Source organism: Cypionkella aquatica (assembly GCF_030161095.1).
GTDB classification, from domain to species: domain Bacteria; phylum Pseudomonadota; class Alphaproteobacteria; order Rhodobacterales; family Rhodobacteraceae; genus Cypionkella; species Cypionkella aquatica.
The window spans coordinates 124,322-139,829 of sequence record NZ_BSPP01000010.1; the positions used below are offsets into that span (position 1 = coordinate 124,322).

Consider the following 15,508-nt stretch of genomic DNA (forward strand, 5'->3'; position numbering starts at 1 on the left):
CGCCGCATCGGTGACCAAAGGTCGTGGTTCAGATCAGCGCCAAACGGCGGCGCTCGATGTCTGCGCGGCGGCGGCGCTGACCCGTGGCGCTGCCCGAGAGCCGCGCTAAGGTTTCGTCAAAGGTGGCAACGCGGTCTGCCATCCCGAGGCGCACGGCCTCATGCGCGGGATAGGTCCGCCCACCGCCAAAATGCTGTTCAGCAGATACCGGATCAGCCCGCACAACCGAGACCGGAACACCCCGCGCCACAGCGACATCAGAGGTGAACATCTCATAGAAGTACCGCACCTCGGCTTGCAGGGCAGCCCGTGCATCTGCGCCCAAAGGCTCAAACGGATTGCCTTCGACCTTGCGCGGCCCTTCCGAAATAAAGGTGCGCACGATGCCTTCGGCCTTCAACATTTCGCTGACATCATCGTGCATCATGTAAACACCGATCGAACCGACACTGCCCGAAGGCGTGACCACGATCTCATCAGCAGCGCTGGCAAGCCAGTAGGCTGCCGAAGCCGCCATTGTGTTGACATGGGCGATGATCGGACGATCTGCGCGCTTGGCCGCGCGGATCAGCGCGGCAGTTTCGGGCACCAGATCAACCATGCCGCCGCCGCTGTCCACTTCGATCAGGATGGCCGAAGCCTCTAGATCGCCAGCAGCCTCGCGGAATGCCGCCTGAAACTGCTCCATCGACGTGCCGCCAGACATCTCCATCATCATATTGGCGCGCGGCATGATCGTTCCATGCAAGCGCAGCACATGCAGGTTTTTGCTGCCCACCCGCAAAGCCTGCCCCAGGCTGCGGGCGGCGATTGCCCCTTCAAACTCCGCACGCGGCTGGCCAGCGGCCCGGAGTTCCAGAACTGCGAGTATCTGTTCAGCTTTGCGTGGCTCGATAAACCAGGCGGACTGCGAAACACCGCGCAGGATGCGGGCGATTTTATGCGGCATTTTGGATCACCTTCAAATGCGGGCGTCCGCCATTCTCGGCAACGCTTTGGCGCAGGAATTCGATGGCCTTTTGCGTGCCATCCCGGTTGCTGGCGGGTGCGCCAACAGCCGTCATATTCATCGGCTCGATATAGCGATCGCCAGCTGGGCCAATCCCGTTCATCCGCTCAAGCCGACAAATCGCATTGACGCTCAGCCAGCCCCACTGGCGACCAATGGCATAGGCCTCATACCGCGCCTTCAGATCGCCGCGCAGCAAGCTGGCGACGTTGAATTCGAAGATGTAGGCGGGATCTGCGATGAAGGTCTTGTGAAACGAGGTTTCGATCAGCTTCAGCCAAGGCAACAGCGTGTCAGTGACAAATTCCAAGCCCTGATGCTCGATGTTTGAATGCGTGGCGCGGTCGAGGATACCCACCTTATGCGGCGGAATCCGCCACAACCGGGTGATATCCAGCCACAATTCCTTGCGGGTTTCCAGAAACTGCGCCTGTTCGTTGTTATGGGCCAGCTGGTGCGGCTCCATCCCATATTCGATCACCGCTGGTTTATGTCGGTTCTTCCCGCCCGCCCATTTTGCCCATGCCCCAAGGAAGTTCTTCTTCGATGCCTCATCAGCAAAGTTGCCCTTGTGCTTGAAGATCAGCGGCGGGGTCGCATCATTGGCGAAAAAGCTGTTGGCGTAGCGCAAAAGCCCCAAGGCCGCGCCAATGGTCTCAGTGCCATCATCAAGGATCGGGGACCGACCATGCACATAGTCCTGCACGGGCGGCAGTGGAATGTACCAAACCTCTTCATCCAGCAGAATGCGCTCTGCCCGCCCAGGTTCGCGCACCTTAAACCGCGTGCCGCGATCTGGCAGCGCCTCAACCGAGAAATGCTGCGGTTCAATCCGCCACAGCTGCTCGCCGCGGGATGTGAGAACGCGCTCAGCCAGAAACCGCCCTTCCGATGCCAGATCATCGACCATGTTGTTGATGAAATCATAGGACGTGTCGCGCGGATTCGGATTGTTCAGCAGCAGCCCAGCCGGGTGATTGTCCACCCAGTCGCGCTTGTCCGCATCGACACGGCGGAAAATGCCGTGCGACAAGCCGCCAATGCTTGTCGCGAGAACCTGAAGGCAGTCGCGCACCACCGGCACCTTTCGGGCGCGGTCGACGGTCACCTCGACACCCGCGATCGACATGCGACCACCCACCGAAAACCAGCGGTCCTCGGCAGGATCGCGCGAGATTGGGGCCCCAGTATCTGCACGATTGCGGTTCATCGAAAACGGCCAGACCATCAGGCAACCTCATAATCGGATGGGATACTGATGCTGCCCTGTTGTGCGACAGGGTTCAGAAACATCAGCATTGCCGCGTTGAAAACCGCCATCAGCGGGTCGATCTTGGCCGAACCTGCCGCCTGTTTGGTGACCAAATAGTTAGAACCTTTCAGTTCCTGCTTGGCGTTGCCCACCGCCCAGCCCATGATCCCCTGCCCCGCATGCAGCAGTTTCTTGGCTTCCAGCTTCAGCGGCAGGGTCGAAATCGCGCTTTGCAGCCGCCAGCCTTGCCCCACTGCCTGCACCAATGGGTCACACATGTTCTGTGCGGCCAGTGCATCGATCAGCAAAGCAACCCCGGCGCTGTCGAGGCCGATGCCTGATTGTTCTGGCAGCAATCCGCTATCCAGCACCTGGGCACAGATCTCAGCAGCCTGCGCGGCCTGATCCTCGCCCGTCTGGACAATTACGAGATCGCCTTCGTTCACGAAATCCTGCAGCCGTTCAGCGATCTCCTTGCGCTGCGTCAAAACGGTAGGGCGGGCCCAGCTCTTCGTCCACAGCAGCCACACCTTATCGCCTTTGCGCCGCCCAATCACCGCCAGCGAGGCCAAGTCATCCGCGCCACCCCAGTCGATGCCAATGGTTGCCACTTCGCAATCGCGCAGCAGCTTTGCCAGCGACAATTCCGGCAACGCACAGGCCAGCCAATGCCGTGCGCCAGACCAGCCATCGAGGTTCAAACCAAGGCCGATCTGGATATTCAGATGCTGCGATGCCCAGCGGGCCTCTTCTTCCGGGCCTTTCTGTTGTGCCTGCTCATAGTCCGGGATCAAACGCGCCAAGGTGATCGATCGCTCAAGGTTTGGCAGAACTTGCGGCCACAACTTCACATCGCGCCACGGTTTGTCAGGGTGGCCCTGCACCTCCACCGGAAATTCGTAAAGCACCGGCAGCATCCGACCGCCCGGCGGGATCTTCCCGTCACGAATGCCGCGCGCAACCTCCAACTCCGCCTTGAACACGCCCGAAGGGACGGTTTCAGACTGCGTGGTGATGATGACCAACAAACTTTCGTCATTGGTGATCATGCCGCCCCGGATCTGGCCGATAACACGGCTCGCATGGTGCGATTCCGCCATCACATGCAGCTCATCGAGGATCGCAAAAGCCGGAATTGACCCGGTCACCACTTTCGGATCAAAGGATTTGATCTTCAGTTTGGCGTTCATCGCCACACCAGTTTGCTCATCGACGTGCAGATCGATGATCGTTTTCTTGTGTTCGATGACCTTGAAGCGGCGGTTCAGATACTCATCCGCCTCGATCATCGCCACGGCCTGCGAAAAACACTTGTCCGCGACCTCTTGCGTGGGCCCGATGATCACCCCGTCGATGTTCGGACGGCGGTTCATCAGCAGCGCCACGATGCCGAGGGCGGCGGAATTCGTGGTTTTCGAGTTCTTCTTCGGCACCAACACGAAGACTTCGCCAATGCGCCGCACCATCATCTTTTGGCCTGGCTGGCGGGGGTCATCGACAAACTCGACCGTCCCGAAGGCCGCGCGGATGATGTCACGGAACCATTCTCCCGAGACTTCCCCCATCGTGGGCTGACCAGGGATATCCGGCACCACCAACTTGTTGAAAAACCCAACCGCGACTTCGGCTTCCACGCTATCGATCGGCAAGCTTGCGATAGGGGTCTCGCCACGCTTCAGCTTTTCGCGCCAATCAAGGCACGCAAGGTTCAGCGGGTCGGCCATCAGTTGTCCCTTACCTGCCGGCGGTTCATCAGGTCGCCCCAATCATCCGGCACTTTTTGCGCTGCATCCAAGGCAGCCTGTTTCTTCCCGACTGGCGCGGCCTTGGGTTCGACAGCTTTTGCCTCGCCTGCCCCAGGTTCTTTTGCCCGAGGGGCCTTTGGCGCGCGGGCGACGATACGGGATTGCAGTTCGCGCACCGAGGGAATGTGGCCTTCCCGCGCCCGCTGCTGCAAAACGTCCAGCAACATGCCTTCTAGTTTCAGAGCCCCGTTTTTCAGCTCACCCGAAAAATGTTTGCGCAACGTGTCCGGGTCGATACCCATATCCGCCGCAATGGCCTCATGCGACCAACCGGCAGCGGCGCGAACCTCCACAAACCGCTGATTTTCCTCACTTTTGGCATAAGAGGGACGCCCGCGACGTTCGCGCAAAGGCTTAACCGCCTCGCCGAACAGATCAAAATCGCCCCCGTCGCCAGATTTCGATGCTTCCACCAGAAAAAAATCTCTCACTGAGGGGGACGCGGGTCTAGCCGGGAGAGGGGGTGCAGCTTTTGCACCCCCCCCCACCCTCCGACTTCCCTCATCCCGTCAACGGTTAGCCCGTTCCTGCCGCTGCTTGTGCATGTCGTGGCAGGGCTTGCAGAGGCACTGCAGGTTTTTCTCATCCCAGAACATCTGTTCATCACCGTGGTGCTGCAGCTTGTGGTCAACGACCATGGCATACTTCGCATCACTTATCAGACCACATCCCGGCCATTGGCAGGTGTAGTTGTCCCGCTCTTTGATCCGCTTGGCCACCGCCTGCCAGCGCGCGGTCTTATACCACTTGCGCCATTCTTGCGTCGCATCGCGCAAGCGATCCCTGCCCTGCTCACCCACAGTGATGAGGGGAGCAAGGCGTCGAGGTGCAGGCTGCAATCGGCTGGGCATCTGGCGGAGCCTTGCCATGTGCCACCCCCCAAATGCAAACGACCGGAGGGTTTCCCATCCGGTCGGTATTCGTCTCGCTGGCAATCTGACAAGGGGGGCTCTTTTTGTCAAGCGGCCTTCTCAGGGTCGATCAGCCAAGGTGATGGTTCGGGCAGGCTTTGGGTGAGTAGGATATGGCGCAGCACACCTGGCAAGGACAATTCATTGCGCAGATGACGCAAGGCCAGCCGCCAATCCCAATAGCGCCGCTGCACCATGGCGATCTGTTGAGCGGTGGGCACATAGGTGACGGGGCAGGCCCGGACTTCGAACAGCGCCTGCCTGCCGCGCTTGCCTGCCACCTCAACCTTCTCCACCACCACCGTGCCAGCATAGCGACCATGCTGGTTTTCGTAGGACCAGGAGCACGGCACACAGCGCGGCGTCATGTCGATATCCCAATCAGGCTCCATCCCGGCCCTCGCCAGCGCCGCTATAGCAGCTGCCATCGGCTTGCCACCCAAGGCGGCAGGCAGGGTTGACAGTACGATGGCGATTGTCTCGGCATCACTCGCGGGCCGACTGGACCCACCGCCGTCGATCTGACAGCCCAAGGCCCCGCGCAGCATCATCAGCCAGATCGTCGACATGCCGGGGCGTGCACCTTGAGGTGATAGTTCATCGAAGTCGAGTTGGGCATGTTCGGTGCCGAAAGCCCATTCCAGCGCTGACTTGATCGACATCTCACGTTTTGCCGCCCGTGGCTTTTTCATTCTACTGCCCCTTATCTAGATTTAGTGCTTTTCAATTTCGAATTATCTACTCGTTGATTTCTCAACTTCTTCAGGGAGGGGATGGAGGGGATAAAGAGAAAATGGGAGAGGATAACTGAGAGGATGCAGAAATAGAAAATATTGCATAATCAACGACATAAAGGCAGCGCGGCGGGGATGGAGGGGATGGAGGGGATATTTTCCAGTCACACATAGAGGCCAGACACCAACCCCCATACCCCCTATTCGCGCGCACACATGCGAGCGGGCCACAATTATCGTCTCCATCCCCTCCATCCCCGCCCAACGTCGCATAACCCACTGATCCGGCGTCATATACCCCCGACCCTGACGCCCCAAAACATCCTCCCCCGATGCGGGCTATCCCCTCCATCCCCTCCGATTTCTTCCCAAATGGGGTACGGGGCGGCGTCATATGTCGTCACCGTAGCGAGAGCCGCTGCCGTCAGGGTCAGATGCCTTCGTGACGTTGATGGCGTGGCCTTGAGCGTTTTTCGGCGCGTTCTCCCATTCCCGCCTGAACAGGTCAGTCAGGCGCAAACCATCATAGCCATTGAATCGCCCTGTCTCACGTGCGGTGAACTGCTTACCGGTCTTGCGGGATCGCCATCGCCGCGAATGATCCTTCATCGCCAGCGAGATCGTGCGCTCTTTGTAAGGCGTCTCGCCCATCTGCATCTGCCAATAGGTGAAGCACTGCATCAGCTCGCGCGACGATATGCTGTCGCTGCCATCGCCGGTGACGATGCAGTTGGTGTCAAGGAATTTGCCATAAGGATCAGCATCGGCGCGTAGGGTATCTGTGGCATTGACCACTTGGTCCGGCGGGGCCAAACCACCCTCGAGGTAATATCGCGCACCTTCGACCATCCAATTCAGGATACCCGGGCCTTCGTCCAACAAGCTTTTAACAAGCGTGTCGTAAGGTATCTTCTCGGCCTTCGGAATTTGCACATCAAACGGCACGATCATCAGTCGCCGCCATATCCCGTCATCCATGCCGCGAATGTCGGGGGCATGGTTGCCCGCGATCGTAAGCTTGAATATCGGGGTAACTTCGAAGAACTTCTCATTGAGATCGCGCACCAGGATGGGTTCGCCGCCCGTCAACTGCTTGATCAGGCCTTCCTGCCACTGCACCCCCTTTTCAGGCTCTGAGGTGCGCACCATGCGCGCACCGACAATGTTGATCAGGTCGGGGGTGGCATCGCCCCCTGACCGCCTGTTTTGCCCGGTCAAACTCTCAATTTTCGCGGTGGCCGCATAGCTGCCCAGAAGCCGCGCCATAACTTCCATCAGGACCGACTTGCCGTTGGCACCCATACCGTAGAAGAACGCCAAGGCCTGCTCATTGGTTATGCCCAGCATGGAATAGCCGAACCAACGTTGCAGGAAACGCTGCATATCGGGATCCGGCATGATCCTGTCTAGAAAAGCGGTGAAGATCGGGCAAAGCGCCGTGGTGTCGTAGGCGACCGTCATGATCTTCGTCATGCGCAACGCGCGATCTGGCGGCAGATCCTGGACATCGACCAAGGGAAACGTTCCCGATCGAGGCGTGACAACAAATCGCAGCACCCCACTTTGGGTGTTAATATCCAGCGGCCGGGTATCGAGATCTTCGACCCTTACCGCTAACGGCACCTCAGCTTCGGTCAGGGCTGCTTTGATTTTTGCGGTGTTGCCCGAGGATCGCGCGAAGGTGCGATGGGCCGTGCGCATTTTCGACAGCGACTCTTTCAACCGTTTGATCGCAGCGATCTGCATGTCGATTTGAAATATCTGCTCGGCGACATCAGCAGGCAACTTTCCGTCTTCGTCGCGCTGCGCCTCAAGCGTTTTGATCTGTTGCCGCAGGTCACGTTCACGAGCCAGTTGCTCCATATCCCGTTCCGGCAAAACTAGATATGGCACCTCGCCCAGCACCAGCTCCGAAAGGTTCTGCGCCTTGGTTCGGGTGGCGATCATATCAGGATCGACACCCCAGACACGATCATCCCAAACATGCCAACCGACGCGCGGCACTGACATGAGATTCTCACCATAGTGCAACACCAGGCGACGGCTGTTACCCAAATCGTTGATGGCGAAGGTCGACGCGAGCTTGAGCTTTTCGGGGTCAAACTCATCGGTTTGTTCCGGCGTCAGATCGGGCTCCATGCCCTCATAGGGGTCGCCATCCTCGCCATGCCATGCCTCTGCCTCGGGGTGCGGGGTCATGCCTTCGGGCAGATCGACGTCTTGCACGTCTTCCAACACGCGGCGCACGGATTCAAGGTTTGGCTCGCTCATCTCACATCTCTTGTGCTTGGCGGACGGCGGCTTCGAGCGCGCGCACATCCGCATCGTAAAAACGCGCCCAAGGGCCGGGTTTGCCCGGCACGGGCTTTTTGCCATCAGGAAGCCGCGACCAGAGCCTGCGATACAGCGCCAACCAATTCGGCAGATCGGCCAGCGGCACAGTTTGCGACCAGGTGCCACCCGCCATGGAGGCGGTGCGGGTGGTGGCATCGAGGGTGATGGTCATGGCTGGCATGCGCCGGCCGGCTTCATGAAGACGATCCAATGGGATTTGGCCGTCTTACCGCAGCGGTTGCCGAAAAGCGGCTTTTCCGGGGTCAGCGCCAACAGTTCAGCAACCCTGACATCCTCCTCATTCCACTTAAAAATCAGGGTGCCATTGGGTTTCAGAACCCGGAAACACTGTGCGAATCCGGCCTGAATATCACCCCGCCAATCAGCCCCGAGGCGTCCATATTTCTTTGCCAACCACCCTGACTTTCCGGCTTTGATCAGGTGCGGCGGATCAAAAACCACGAGGTGAAAGGTGTCGTCGGCAAACGGCAGACGCCTGAAATCCATCTCCAAATCTGGGGAAATCACCAAATCGCGGCGGCCGCCTTTGCTGGAACTGTCCGTCAGCGAATGGGTTTCAGACCGAATATCGCCAAAGACAGCACGTTGATCTGATCGGTCAAACCAGAACATTTTGCTACCGCAGCAGGGATCGAGGACTGAGCCGAAATCACTCATCGCCATCCCCATCCAACAAAACGTCATTCAGATCCTTGCCATCCGGGCAGGCGACAATCTGGCCGCGCAGGCCGGGGCGATTGACCATCGCGCGGCGGATGCCTGCCTCAAGCTTGGCTTGCGTGTCGCGCGGGTCGGAATCGCCGTCTTTCACGAAGATCAGCCGATCCACCCAGGGCGGCGGCAGAAAGGCTTCGGCATCTTCCAGATCGGGGATGCCGGCGTATTTAAGCCCTCTGCCGGTGATGCGCTGGCCCGACATGTTGCCCAGATCGACCCCCGCCCAATAATGCGCACCGGGATAGGCATCAGCTATCAGGGCCGAAAGTGTGGTCTCGATACCCTCGGCCATCACCAGCGTGCGGTTGTTGGCAGCGCCATTGTGCAAGCGGATGGCGCCGCCCTTCTTGGCACCATAGCCTTTCTTGCGCTTCAGGGGCTCACCCGTCACCGGATCGGGGATGCGGGCTTTGCCCTGCGGTTGATCCAGATCGAACCAAGTGCGGTGGACAGCGCAGAACCGGTCATTCATGCCTTGCACCGCCGCCAGCATCGCTGGGCCACGGTAAATCTCAATCCACTGGTTTCGGCTGCCCCGATCAGGGTTTGGCAGCATGTAGGGCAAAGCCGGGTGAAACCGCAGACACACGGGCAACTTAGGGAACAGATCGCGAGTGATCCCGCGCAGGGCGAGATAATCCCGCACCGGGCTATCCTCGGCAGGCCTGCCCGCTTCCCAGATCTCGCGCCCCTCGCGGACAGCTTTGTCGTGATAGGCCTTCGCCTCACGCTCTTTGCGCGCCTTGTTCTCTGCATCACGCGCCGCGCGCTTGGCAATCTCGGCCTCGGACAGCTGCTGTTTCGGCCCGCAGATCCATTCCAATGCACCGATGAAATCCAGACCCATGATGAACTGCACCAAGCCGATCTCATCTCCCTTGCCGCCACACTGCCGGCAGAGGAACTGTGACTTGCGGGTGTTGATCGAAAACCGATCGGTGCCGCCGCAATTCGGGCAAGGCCCGGTCCATTCGACACCGCCCCGTTTTAGCCCGGTGATATCCAGCTGCTGCATGATCGCAGCCATGCCCTTGCGCTTGGCGTCAGCTATCCGGTGGTCATCCATAAATGTCCCGCCGATCCAGACCCACCGGAGCGGGCCGCAGCACCGTCGCAATCGCCGCCCGCAAGGCACGGGCAAGGCTGACCATGTGTTCATCATCCCGGCGCCGAGTTGGCAAATCGCGTAGAATGGCGCGGGCGCAGGCCAGCACATCGGCATATTCCGCACCCGCCGCTTCTAACCGTTGCACCAACTTTCGTGCGCGATCGCCTGACAGCGCATCGGTGATGGTCTCTTGTGCAACGGCAGTCGCCTCGAACAGCACGCCGATTTCACCGCGAGATTTCATGCGGCCACCTGCGCCGGCTGCGCGGACCCTTGCCCAGTAAGCCCAAGCTGCATCAGATATCGCGATACACTGGCTTTCCGCAGCCCGGTTGCCGCCATGATCTCGGCATAGGTTTTGCCAGCAGTGCGCAAAGCCGCAATCTGCGCCATCATATCTTTGACCCGATCGGTCGTGCCGGGCAGATCGCGACCCGCCCAAGGGTTGACATAGCCACGCGGCAAATCCAGCCCGAGCGCCTTCAGGTGCCGCGAAACAGCATTCCGGTGAAGCCCGGTCGCGCGCCCAATCTCGGCGCGGTCAGCACCTTCTGCATGCAGCTTTGCAATCGCGGCGCGGTGGGTGTCGAAAGCATCCTTAATCACACCATGTAAGCCGCGCGCGGGGATCATGGTGCATCTGCCCAGTACGAACAAATCGCGCGATATGGTCTCTTTGCTGACCTCAAACCGCTGCACCAGCTGGGCGACCGTAACTTGTGTGAGATCCATCGCCGCGATGTCAGCCCGCCGCTTATCCCGCACCGCCAGCCGCGCGACGGGTGACAGGCGCACGCCGGCCATCTGTTTCCAGTTCGGTGGGCGCGGCCACGCCAGACCCAGCACTTCGATATCGCGGCGCAATTGGGTAATCGTGCGCCCAATGCGCAGACTGTAGGCGTCTAGATCAGCCCGCGTCAGATCACGCCCCAAGCCGTCAATCATCGCCTGCAGCGCAGCCAACCGCAGCTTCGCAGCTGAGGGCGCGCGGATGGTTTCGACCTTGACCTTGCGGACACGTGGCGGCTTGATTACCGGCAACACCGCCCTTGCCACAGCTTTGCGCGGCACCGCGGCTTTAGGCGCGGGTTTGACTTTTCTCGCATGGCCAAACGGCATCTGCAATTCAGTGCGCGCGATCAAACGCACCTGCCCAATGCTCAAACCCATCTCGGCAGCAACGCCATCTGCACCATAGCCCTGCGCGATCAAGGCTCGCATCCGGCTATTGCGCTGTTCATTGCTGATGGCATGTAGAAGGCAGGGGTTCGCGATCAGCTTCAGCGCGGTGCGATCCTGATGGATAATCGAGGACTCGACCTCCAAAGCCTCAGCAATCGCGGCATCATGCAGACCTTCAGCATGCAGGCGTGCCACTTGCAGCCGCCGTTCAACGACCTTGGGGCTGGTGATGTAGTTCCGTTTCGACGCCGCACGCTGCTTGCGCCACGAGTCCCGAGATTCCTCGCGGTAAACCAGTTGCGACCCATCCCACACCGGATGGGCTACACTCGACATACCGCGTGGGATGATCTGCACCGCGTCTTGCGCCACGGGCATGCCATAGCGCGCCGCCACATCCGCCGCGACCTGCGCGGCATAAGATTGATCCGTCATAACTGCCCCCGTCATTTGCGTTTGAACTGCGATCTTCCGCCGCGTGATCAGGCGGCTTTTGCGCCAGCCCGCAGGATTTTCACCCGCTCGCGCAGGATCCGCACCAGCTTCTCTTGTCCGTCGATCTGCATATGTCCGCGATCGTTGCGGATGCAGGCGGTCAGGGCGGCATAGCGGTCCTTGATCAGCTTCGAGTCGACATCGAGGTCGAGCGCCAGCTGATCCACCTTCACGCCGCGCGCAAAAGCTTCGACCATCTCAAGATCGAGTTCGGCATCCCAGCCCTTTGGAAAACCGAGCGCCTTGACGTGATCCCAGATCGGCGAGCGGATCATGGGCAGATTTTCAGCGGCTTGTTCTGGGGCTGTGGCAGGCGATTGCCCACTCACCGCCCCAGACTGCACAGGGTCATGCTCCGCAGGGTGAAGCTGCTGCAGTCCTCCCTGATCTCCGCCCGGCTTCTGAATTTTTGAGGTGGTGGCGCGCTGATCTGCAGCCTGCCCTGCGAGGGCGACCACCGCCTTGCGCGCTTCGGTAGGCTGCGCACTGGCCACGGAAGATTTCACGGGCGCAGCTTCAACCTGCCGCTTTTTGAAATAGTAAATGTGCGACCCTATAATGCTCGGATGGCGACGGAGGCTGGCCGAGATTTCGGCGTTGCTCGCACCCTTCAGGAACATATCTTCGATCTGGCGCTTTTCAGCTTCAGTCACCGGGCCAGATACCAGATCAAGTTCGGAGGATTGCTGCTTGACCTGCAGCGCTTCAACGGTCGCACATGCTTCTGGAAGGCCGACCCGCGTTTCAAGTGCATCCACTAACGCGTTGTGCGCGGCATCTTCGACAGTCTCGCTTGGGTGCAGGATCACCGGAAAATCCGTCACCGCCTCAAACAACACCACCTCCGCCACCGGGCCCATCGACAGGATCGGCTCCACCGTAATCACTGACGCATCCCCGGTCAGGCAGATCAGCGGTTCAAACCCACCCTCGGCGAGCGCGTCACTGGCGTTGCCAATCACCCGCAACTTGCCCTGCAATGCCTTCAGATCATCGCGGTTCATCTTTGTCAGATCCATCTTAACCCCCTGAAACATCAACCTGCGCAGCGGGCAGGCACCGCAGGCGCTATGCCCAGAAAATCCACAGCGGCGTGCCAACAAACAGCAGCAGCGAGAGAGACAAGGTCAGAAGCGCGCGACGATTATGGCGCCGCGCCCTGTCCAACACGCCGTGGCATTGGGTCACCCACGCCTCACGCTCAACTTTCAGCAGGCGGGCAACCTCTTCACGCGCATCGATAAACCCGCCGCCATCGAGGTGGTGCGCAAGGCGTCGCGCGAGCAGCGGAGAGATATGAAGGATGATCGGATCATCTGTCGAATGCACAGCTGCAGCGGTCCGCAACGAGCGCGCGACCTGCCCCATGTCCGGGTCTTGTCCCGTCGAGAAGTGCAACACTCCATCTTCAATCATGCTGCCCGGCCTGAATTTGACGCTGCGCTGCTGCGCGGGAGGAGGTGCGCAGCAGCGCAGCTGGCCGCGTGGTGGGAGGAGGCCCCCATGCGGATGCAATAAAATGCGGCGCGGGCTGGCAGGCCCGCACCAGTCTTCTGATCGCCCGAGACAGGTCGGTTGATCAGGCGCGAAACGGCTCCCCGAGCCGCCCGCTTAAACTTGTTCTGAAAAGACGCGGGCAACCGACTAAAGCCAGCCGCCCGCAGGTCCAACAGGGAAACACGGGAGGCACACTTGACGGGCCGCCCCGCCTCCCCGGTGAGACGCCGATCAGTGGCAGGGTAAATCACTGTGCCCAGTGTGCTTTGGGGATCACGCATCGCGTCCCCCATCCAAATCAAACTCTTCCGGCCACCATTGCTGGGCCCGGAACACCGCCCAGCCTTCCGGGCAGGTATCGCCGTTCAGCCAGTTCAGCCCGGTCATGTCGGTGACCTGAAACTGCCGGGCCACCGCGTTGGCCGACCCGCACTTGCGCATCACCAATGCCGACCACCAGACCTGAAAGTTCGGGCGCTGCGCCATCGCCGGATGCACCGAAACCCGCCGATGCGCAGCATGACCCCGCCCACGACCGCCGACTGGGGCCAGCTGGCCGCGACCAAATCCATTTGCCAAAGACATTTGGGGCCGAACCTCGGCAGATGGAGCAGACGAAAACACAAGGAAAGGGCGGCGCAATGGCATCAGATCACCACAACAGAAGGGATATAGTTGAGCGGAGGCAGGTTCCCTGCCCCGCCGACAGGCGCAGGCTGCAAGGCCGAGGCGGGCGAGATCTGCGCGCGGCTTGCAGGCCGAGATTGCAAAACCCCGGCCTGCGCTTCACCATGGCAGTCACCACAACAACCCATGGAGAATAAGATGGAAGTCACTCGCATCGGGCCGATCAGCCTGACCCGCTTTGATGAATCACCTGAGCCGTTCGATCCAGATGCCGCGATGCGCCCGGGCTTCGTGCTGGCGCACATCGACGTTGAGGCGACGGATGACATCGACGATGGGTCATTGACGTTTGAGTTCAAAACGCGGTTGCCCATCACGAACGCCTCCGAGCTTGCTGTTGCAGTTCTTGAACGGCAAGCCTTGCTGCATCTCGCACAAGAGCTGCGCGTGATCGTTGCCGCGCTTGACGCAGCCACAGCAGAGGCTTGAACGGCAGGCGAAGCAGCATGATTGCCAGCGATTTGATGGTGCCGATCATGCTGCGGCATCCTTGTTTTCGAGCGTCGAAGCTTCAGCAGCCTCTGGCACCCATGAGGTGGCTGGAACGGCACCCTGAGTGAGCCGCTCAATGCGAACTGCAACATCCAGACCAGGTTGCCGATTTCCGTTCAGCAAATCCGACAGATAGGATTTGCTCACGCCAATCCGCTTTGCCCAGATCGTGCGGGTTTCCCCTGAATTTATGATGATTTGTGCCAACATAAGGACGTTCTCTCACAGCGAACATTGCGCCGTCAAGCGCAAAGTTCGCACATGGCGAAATGTTCGCTTACCGCTGATCGACAGGGCGAAGGGTTCGCTAGGATAATGCACCTATGAAGCTCTCCCTTACTGCCGCGTTAAAACGGAACAAAATGTCCCAAACTGCCCTCGCTGACGCTGTTGGCGTGGGCAAAGGCTTTATGTCAGAAATCATATCGGGCAAGAAAAACCCGTCGATGGAGACGCTATCCAAAATCATGGAGGTGCTTAATGCGACCCCATCGGAGATCATGCCGGGGCAAGCAGGGCTAACCGCAACGATCAGTTTAGAAGTGCCTTCAGACCACAGTGAGCCTGCATCACGCGGTTTCTCCGAAAATCAGGCCAAGCCATGGCAGGGAAATGGCACTGAGGGGCAACTCAACCTCGACGGACTTACCCTTAGTATTAGACATCCCGTCCACTACGAGCTTGTCAGGCCATCGCCGTCACTTAGCCTGCTGGCAGGTGATGTGCTTTTGGTGGATCTCGGCACACCGCCAGAAGCTGGCGATCTTATCCTTATTGGACTCATTGACCAGACAGGCACCAATGCGGCGACATTGGTGCGGCGATATATCCCACCCTTTGCTGTCACAGCCGATCCAAACGAACCGCAGCCATATGTTGAGTTGGAGAAAGACGGCCTTGCATCATGGCGCGGCACGATAAAGTCGATGTTTCGCCCCAAAATGTAGAGGAATGATTGCATGGATAAGAACATGAAGAGCGGCTTAGCGATCGCCGTAGGGGTCGCCCTGATCGGCGGTGGCTATTGGTTGGTTCGGTCGCAGCAGGCCGCGGCCGCCTATGCGGATGCGGTTGGTCTATGTAAAATTGATGCTGGCGCAGGGTCAGCCAAGATCAAAGCGTTGGATGCCATCTATGGAGACAGCGCCCAACCGAGGGCGCTGCGCTTTGATTTATCGATGTGCAACCTCGACAGTTCGGTAAACGACCTGAACAAGCTCAATGCACAGATCAAAGCACTTAATTAAGCTAATCCACGATCAGA

General features: G+C 59.5%; 19 protein-coding genes. 3 read left to right on the plus strand and 16 right to left on the minus strand.

The window, feature by feature from the left end; translation table 11 throughout:
- Positions 1-28: 28 nt before the first annotated feature.
- The 15 genes from QQJ98_RS13480 to QQJ98_RS13550 form a co-directional block, all read right to left on the minus strand.
- On the minus strand, positions 29-949 hold the full coding sequence (locus QQJ98_RS13480; RefSeq protein ID WP_284325868.1) for a S49 family peptidase: 921 nt from the start codon (positions 947-949) through the stop codon (positions 29-31).
- The gene (locus QQJ98_RS13485; protein WP_284325869.1) at positions 939-2,237 is read right to left on the minus strand and encodes a phage portal protein; all 1,299 of its coding nucleotides are present in this window, start codon (positions 2,235-2,237) and stop codon (positions 939-941) included. The genes QQJ98_RS13480 and QQJ98_RS13485 overlap by 11 nt, the downstream gene beginning before the upstream one ends.
- On the minus strand, positions 2,237-3,985 hold the full coding sequence (locus QQJ98_RS13490; protein WP_284325870.1) for a terminase large subunit: 1,749 nt from the start codon (positions 3,983-3,985) through the stop codon (positions 2,237-2,239). Before QQJ98_RS13490 ends, QQJ98_RS13485 begins: the two co-directional genes overlap by 1 nt.
- Positions 3,985-4,479 carry a hypothetical protein gene (locus tag QQJ98_RS13495; RefSeq protein ID WP_284325871.1) on the minus strand — a complete coding sequence of 165 codons (495 nt, stop codon included), beginning with the start codon at positions 4,477-4,479 and terminating at the stop codon, positions 3,985-3,987. Before QQJ98_RS13495 ends, QQJ98_RS13490 begins: the two co-directional genes overlap by 1 nt.
- Before the next feature lie 96 nt (positions 4,480-4,575).
- Entirely contained in the window at positions 4,576-4,935 is a 360-nt protein-coding gene (locus tag QQJ98_RS13500; RefSeq protein WP_284325872.1) for an HNH endonuclease, read from the minus strand.
- Positions 4,936-5,024: 89 nt separating this feature from the next.
- A complete protein-coding gene (locus QQJ98_RS13505; RefSeq protein ID WP_284325873.1) occupies positions 5,025-5,669 on the minus strand; it encodes a hypothetical protein in 645 nt (214 codons plus the stop codon).
- Positions 5,670-6,101: 432 nt separating this feature from the next.
- A complete protein-coding gene (locus tag QQJ98_RS13510; RefSeq protein ID WP_284325874.1) occupies positions 6,102-7,949 on the minus strand; it encodes a phage/plasmid primase, P4 family in 1,848 nt (615 codons plus the stop codon).
- A gap of 34 nt (positions 7,950-7,983) precedes the next feature.
- On the minus strand, positions 7,984-8,217 hold the full coding sequence (locus QQJ98_RS13515) for a hypothetical protein (RefSeq protein WP_284325875.1): 234 nt from the start codon (positions 8,215-8,217) through the stop codon (positions 7,984-7,986).
- Entirely contained in the window at positions 8,214-8,723 is a 510-nt protein-coding gene (locus tag QQJ98_RS13520) for a class I SAM-dependent methyltransferase (protein WP_284325876.1), read from the minus strand. The genes QQJ98_RS13515 and QQJ98_RS13520 overlap by 4 nt, the downstream gene beginning before the upstream one ends.
- A complete protein-coding gene (locus QQJ98_RS13525) occupies positions 8,716-9,849 on the minus strand; it encodes a DUF7146 domain-containing protein (protein WP_284325877.1) in 1,134 nt (377 codons plus the stop codon). Before QQJ98_RS13525 ends, QQJ98_RS13520 begins: the two co-directional genes overlap by 8 nt.
- Complete coding sequence (locus tag QQJ98_RS13530) at positions 9,842-10,135, minus strand: hypothetical protein (protein WP_284325878.1); 294 nt, start codon at positions 10,133-10,135, stop codon at positions 9,842-9,844. The genes QQJ98_RS13525 and QQJ98_RS13530 overlap by 8 nt, the downstream gene beginning before the upstream one ends.
- The gene (locus QQJ98_RS13535; protein ID WP_284325879.1) at positions 10,132-11,508 is read right to left on the minus strand and encodes a hypothetical protein; all 1,377 of its coding nucleotides are present in this window, start codon (positions 11,506-11,508) and stop codon (positions 10,132-10,134) included. Before QQJ98_RS13535 ends, QQJ98_RS13530 begins: the two co-directional genes overlap by 4 nt.
- 47 nt (positions 11,509-11,555) lie before the next feature.
- A complete protein-coding gene (locus QQJ98_RS13540) occupies positions 11,556-12,587 on the minus strand; it encodes a helix-turn-helix domain-containing protein (protein WP_284325880.1) in 1,032 nt (343 codons plus the stop codon).
- 49 nt (positions 12,588-12,636) lie between these two features.
- The gene (locus QQJ98_RS13545; protein WP_284325881.1) at positions 12,637-12,984 is read right to left on the minus strand and encodes a hypothetical protein; all 348 of its coding nucleotides are present in this window, start codon (positions 12,982-12,984) and stop codon (positions 12,637-12,639) included.
- Positions 12,985-13,338: 354 nt separating this feature from the next.
- Positions 13,339-13,650: a hypothetical protein gene (locus QQJ98_RS13550; RefSeq protein WP_284325882.1), complete on the minus strand. Its 312-nt coding sequence runs from the start codon at positions 13,648-13,650 to the stop codon at positions 13,339-13,341.
- Positions 13,651-13,890: 240 nt separating this feature from the next.
- Between QQJ98_RS13550 and QQJ98_RS13555 the strand changes: the two genes are divergently transcribed.
- A complete protein-coding gene (locus tag QQJ98_RS13555) occupies positions 13,891-14,181 on the plus strand; it encodes a hypothetical protein (RefSeq protein ID WP_284325883.1) in 291 nt (96 codons plus the stop codon).
- 45 nt (positions 14,182-14,226) lie between these two features.
- Here the strand turns inward: QQJ98_RS13555 and QQJ98_RS13560 are convergent, their stop codons facing one another.
- Positions 14,227-14,454: a helix-turn-helix domain-containing protein gene (locus QQJ98_RS13560; protein ID WP_284325884.1), complete on the minus strand. Its 228-nt coding sequence runs from the start codon at positions 14,452-14,454 to the stop codon at positions 14,227-14,229.
- 113 nt (positions 14,455-14,567) lie between these two features.
- Here QQJ98_RS13560 and QQJ98_RS13565 point away from each other — a divergent pair, with 113 nt between their 5' ends.
- Together QQJ98_RS13565 and QQJ98_RS13570 are read left to right on the plus strand one after the other, a co-directional pair.
- Positions 14,568-15,191, plus strand: a complete 624-nt coding sequence (locus tag QQJ98_RS13565; RefSeq protein WP_284325885.1) for a helix-turn-helix domain-containing protein — start codon at positions 14,568-14,570, stop codon at positions 15,189-15,191.
- Positions 15,192-15,203: 12 nt separating this feature from the next.
- Positions 15,204-15,491, plus strand: coding sequence for a hypothetical protein (locus QQJ98_RS13570; protein WP_284325886.1), 288 nt, complete (start codon positions 15,204-15,206; stop codon positions 15,489-15,491).
- The last annotated feature ends 17 nt before the right edge of the window (positions 15,492-15,508 follow it).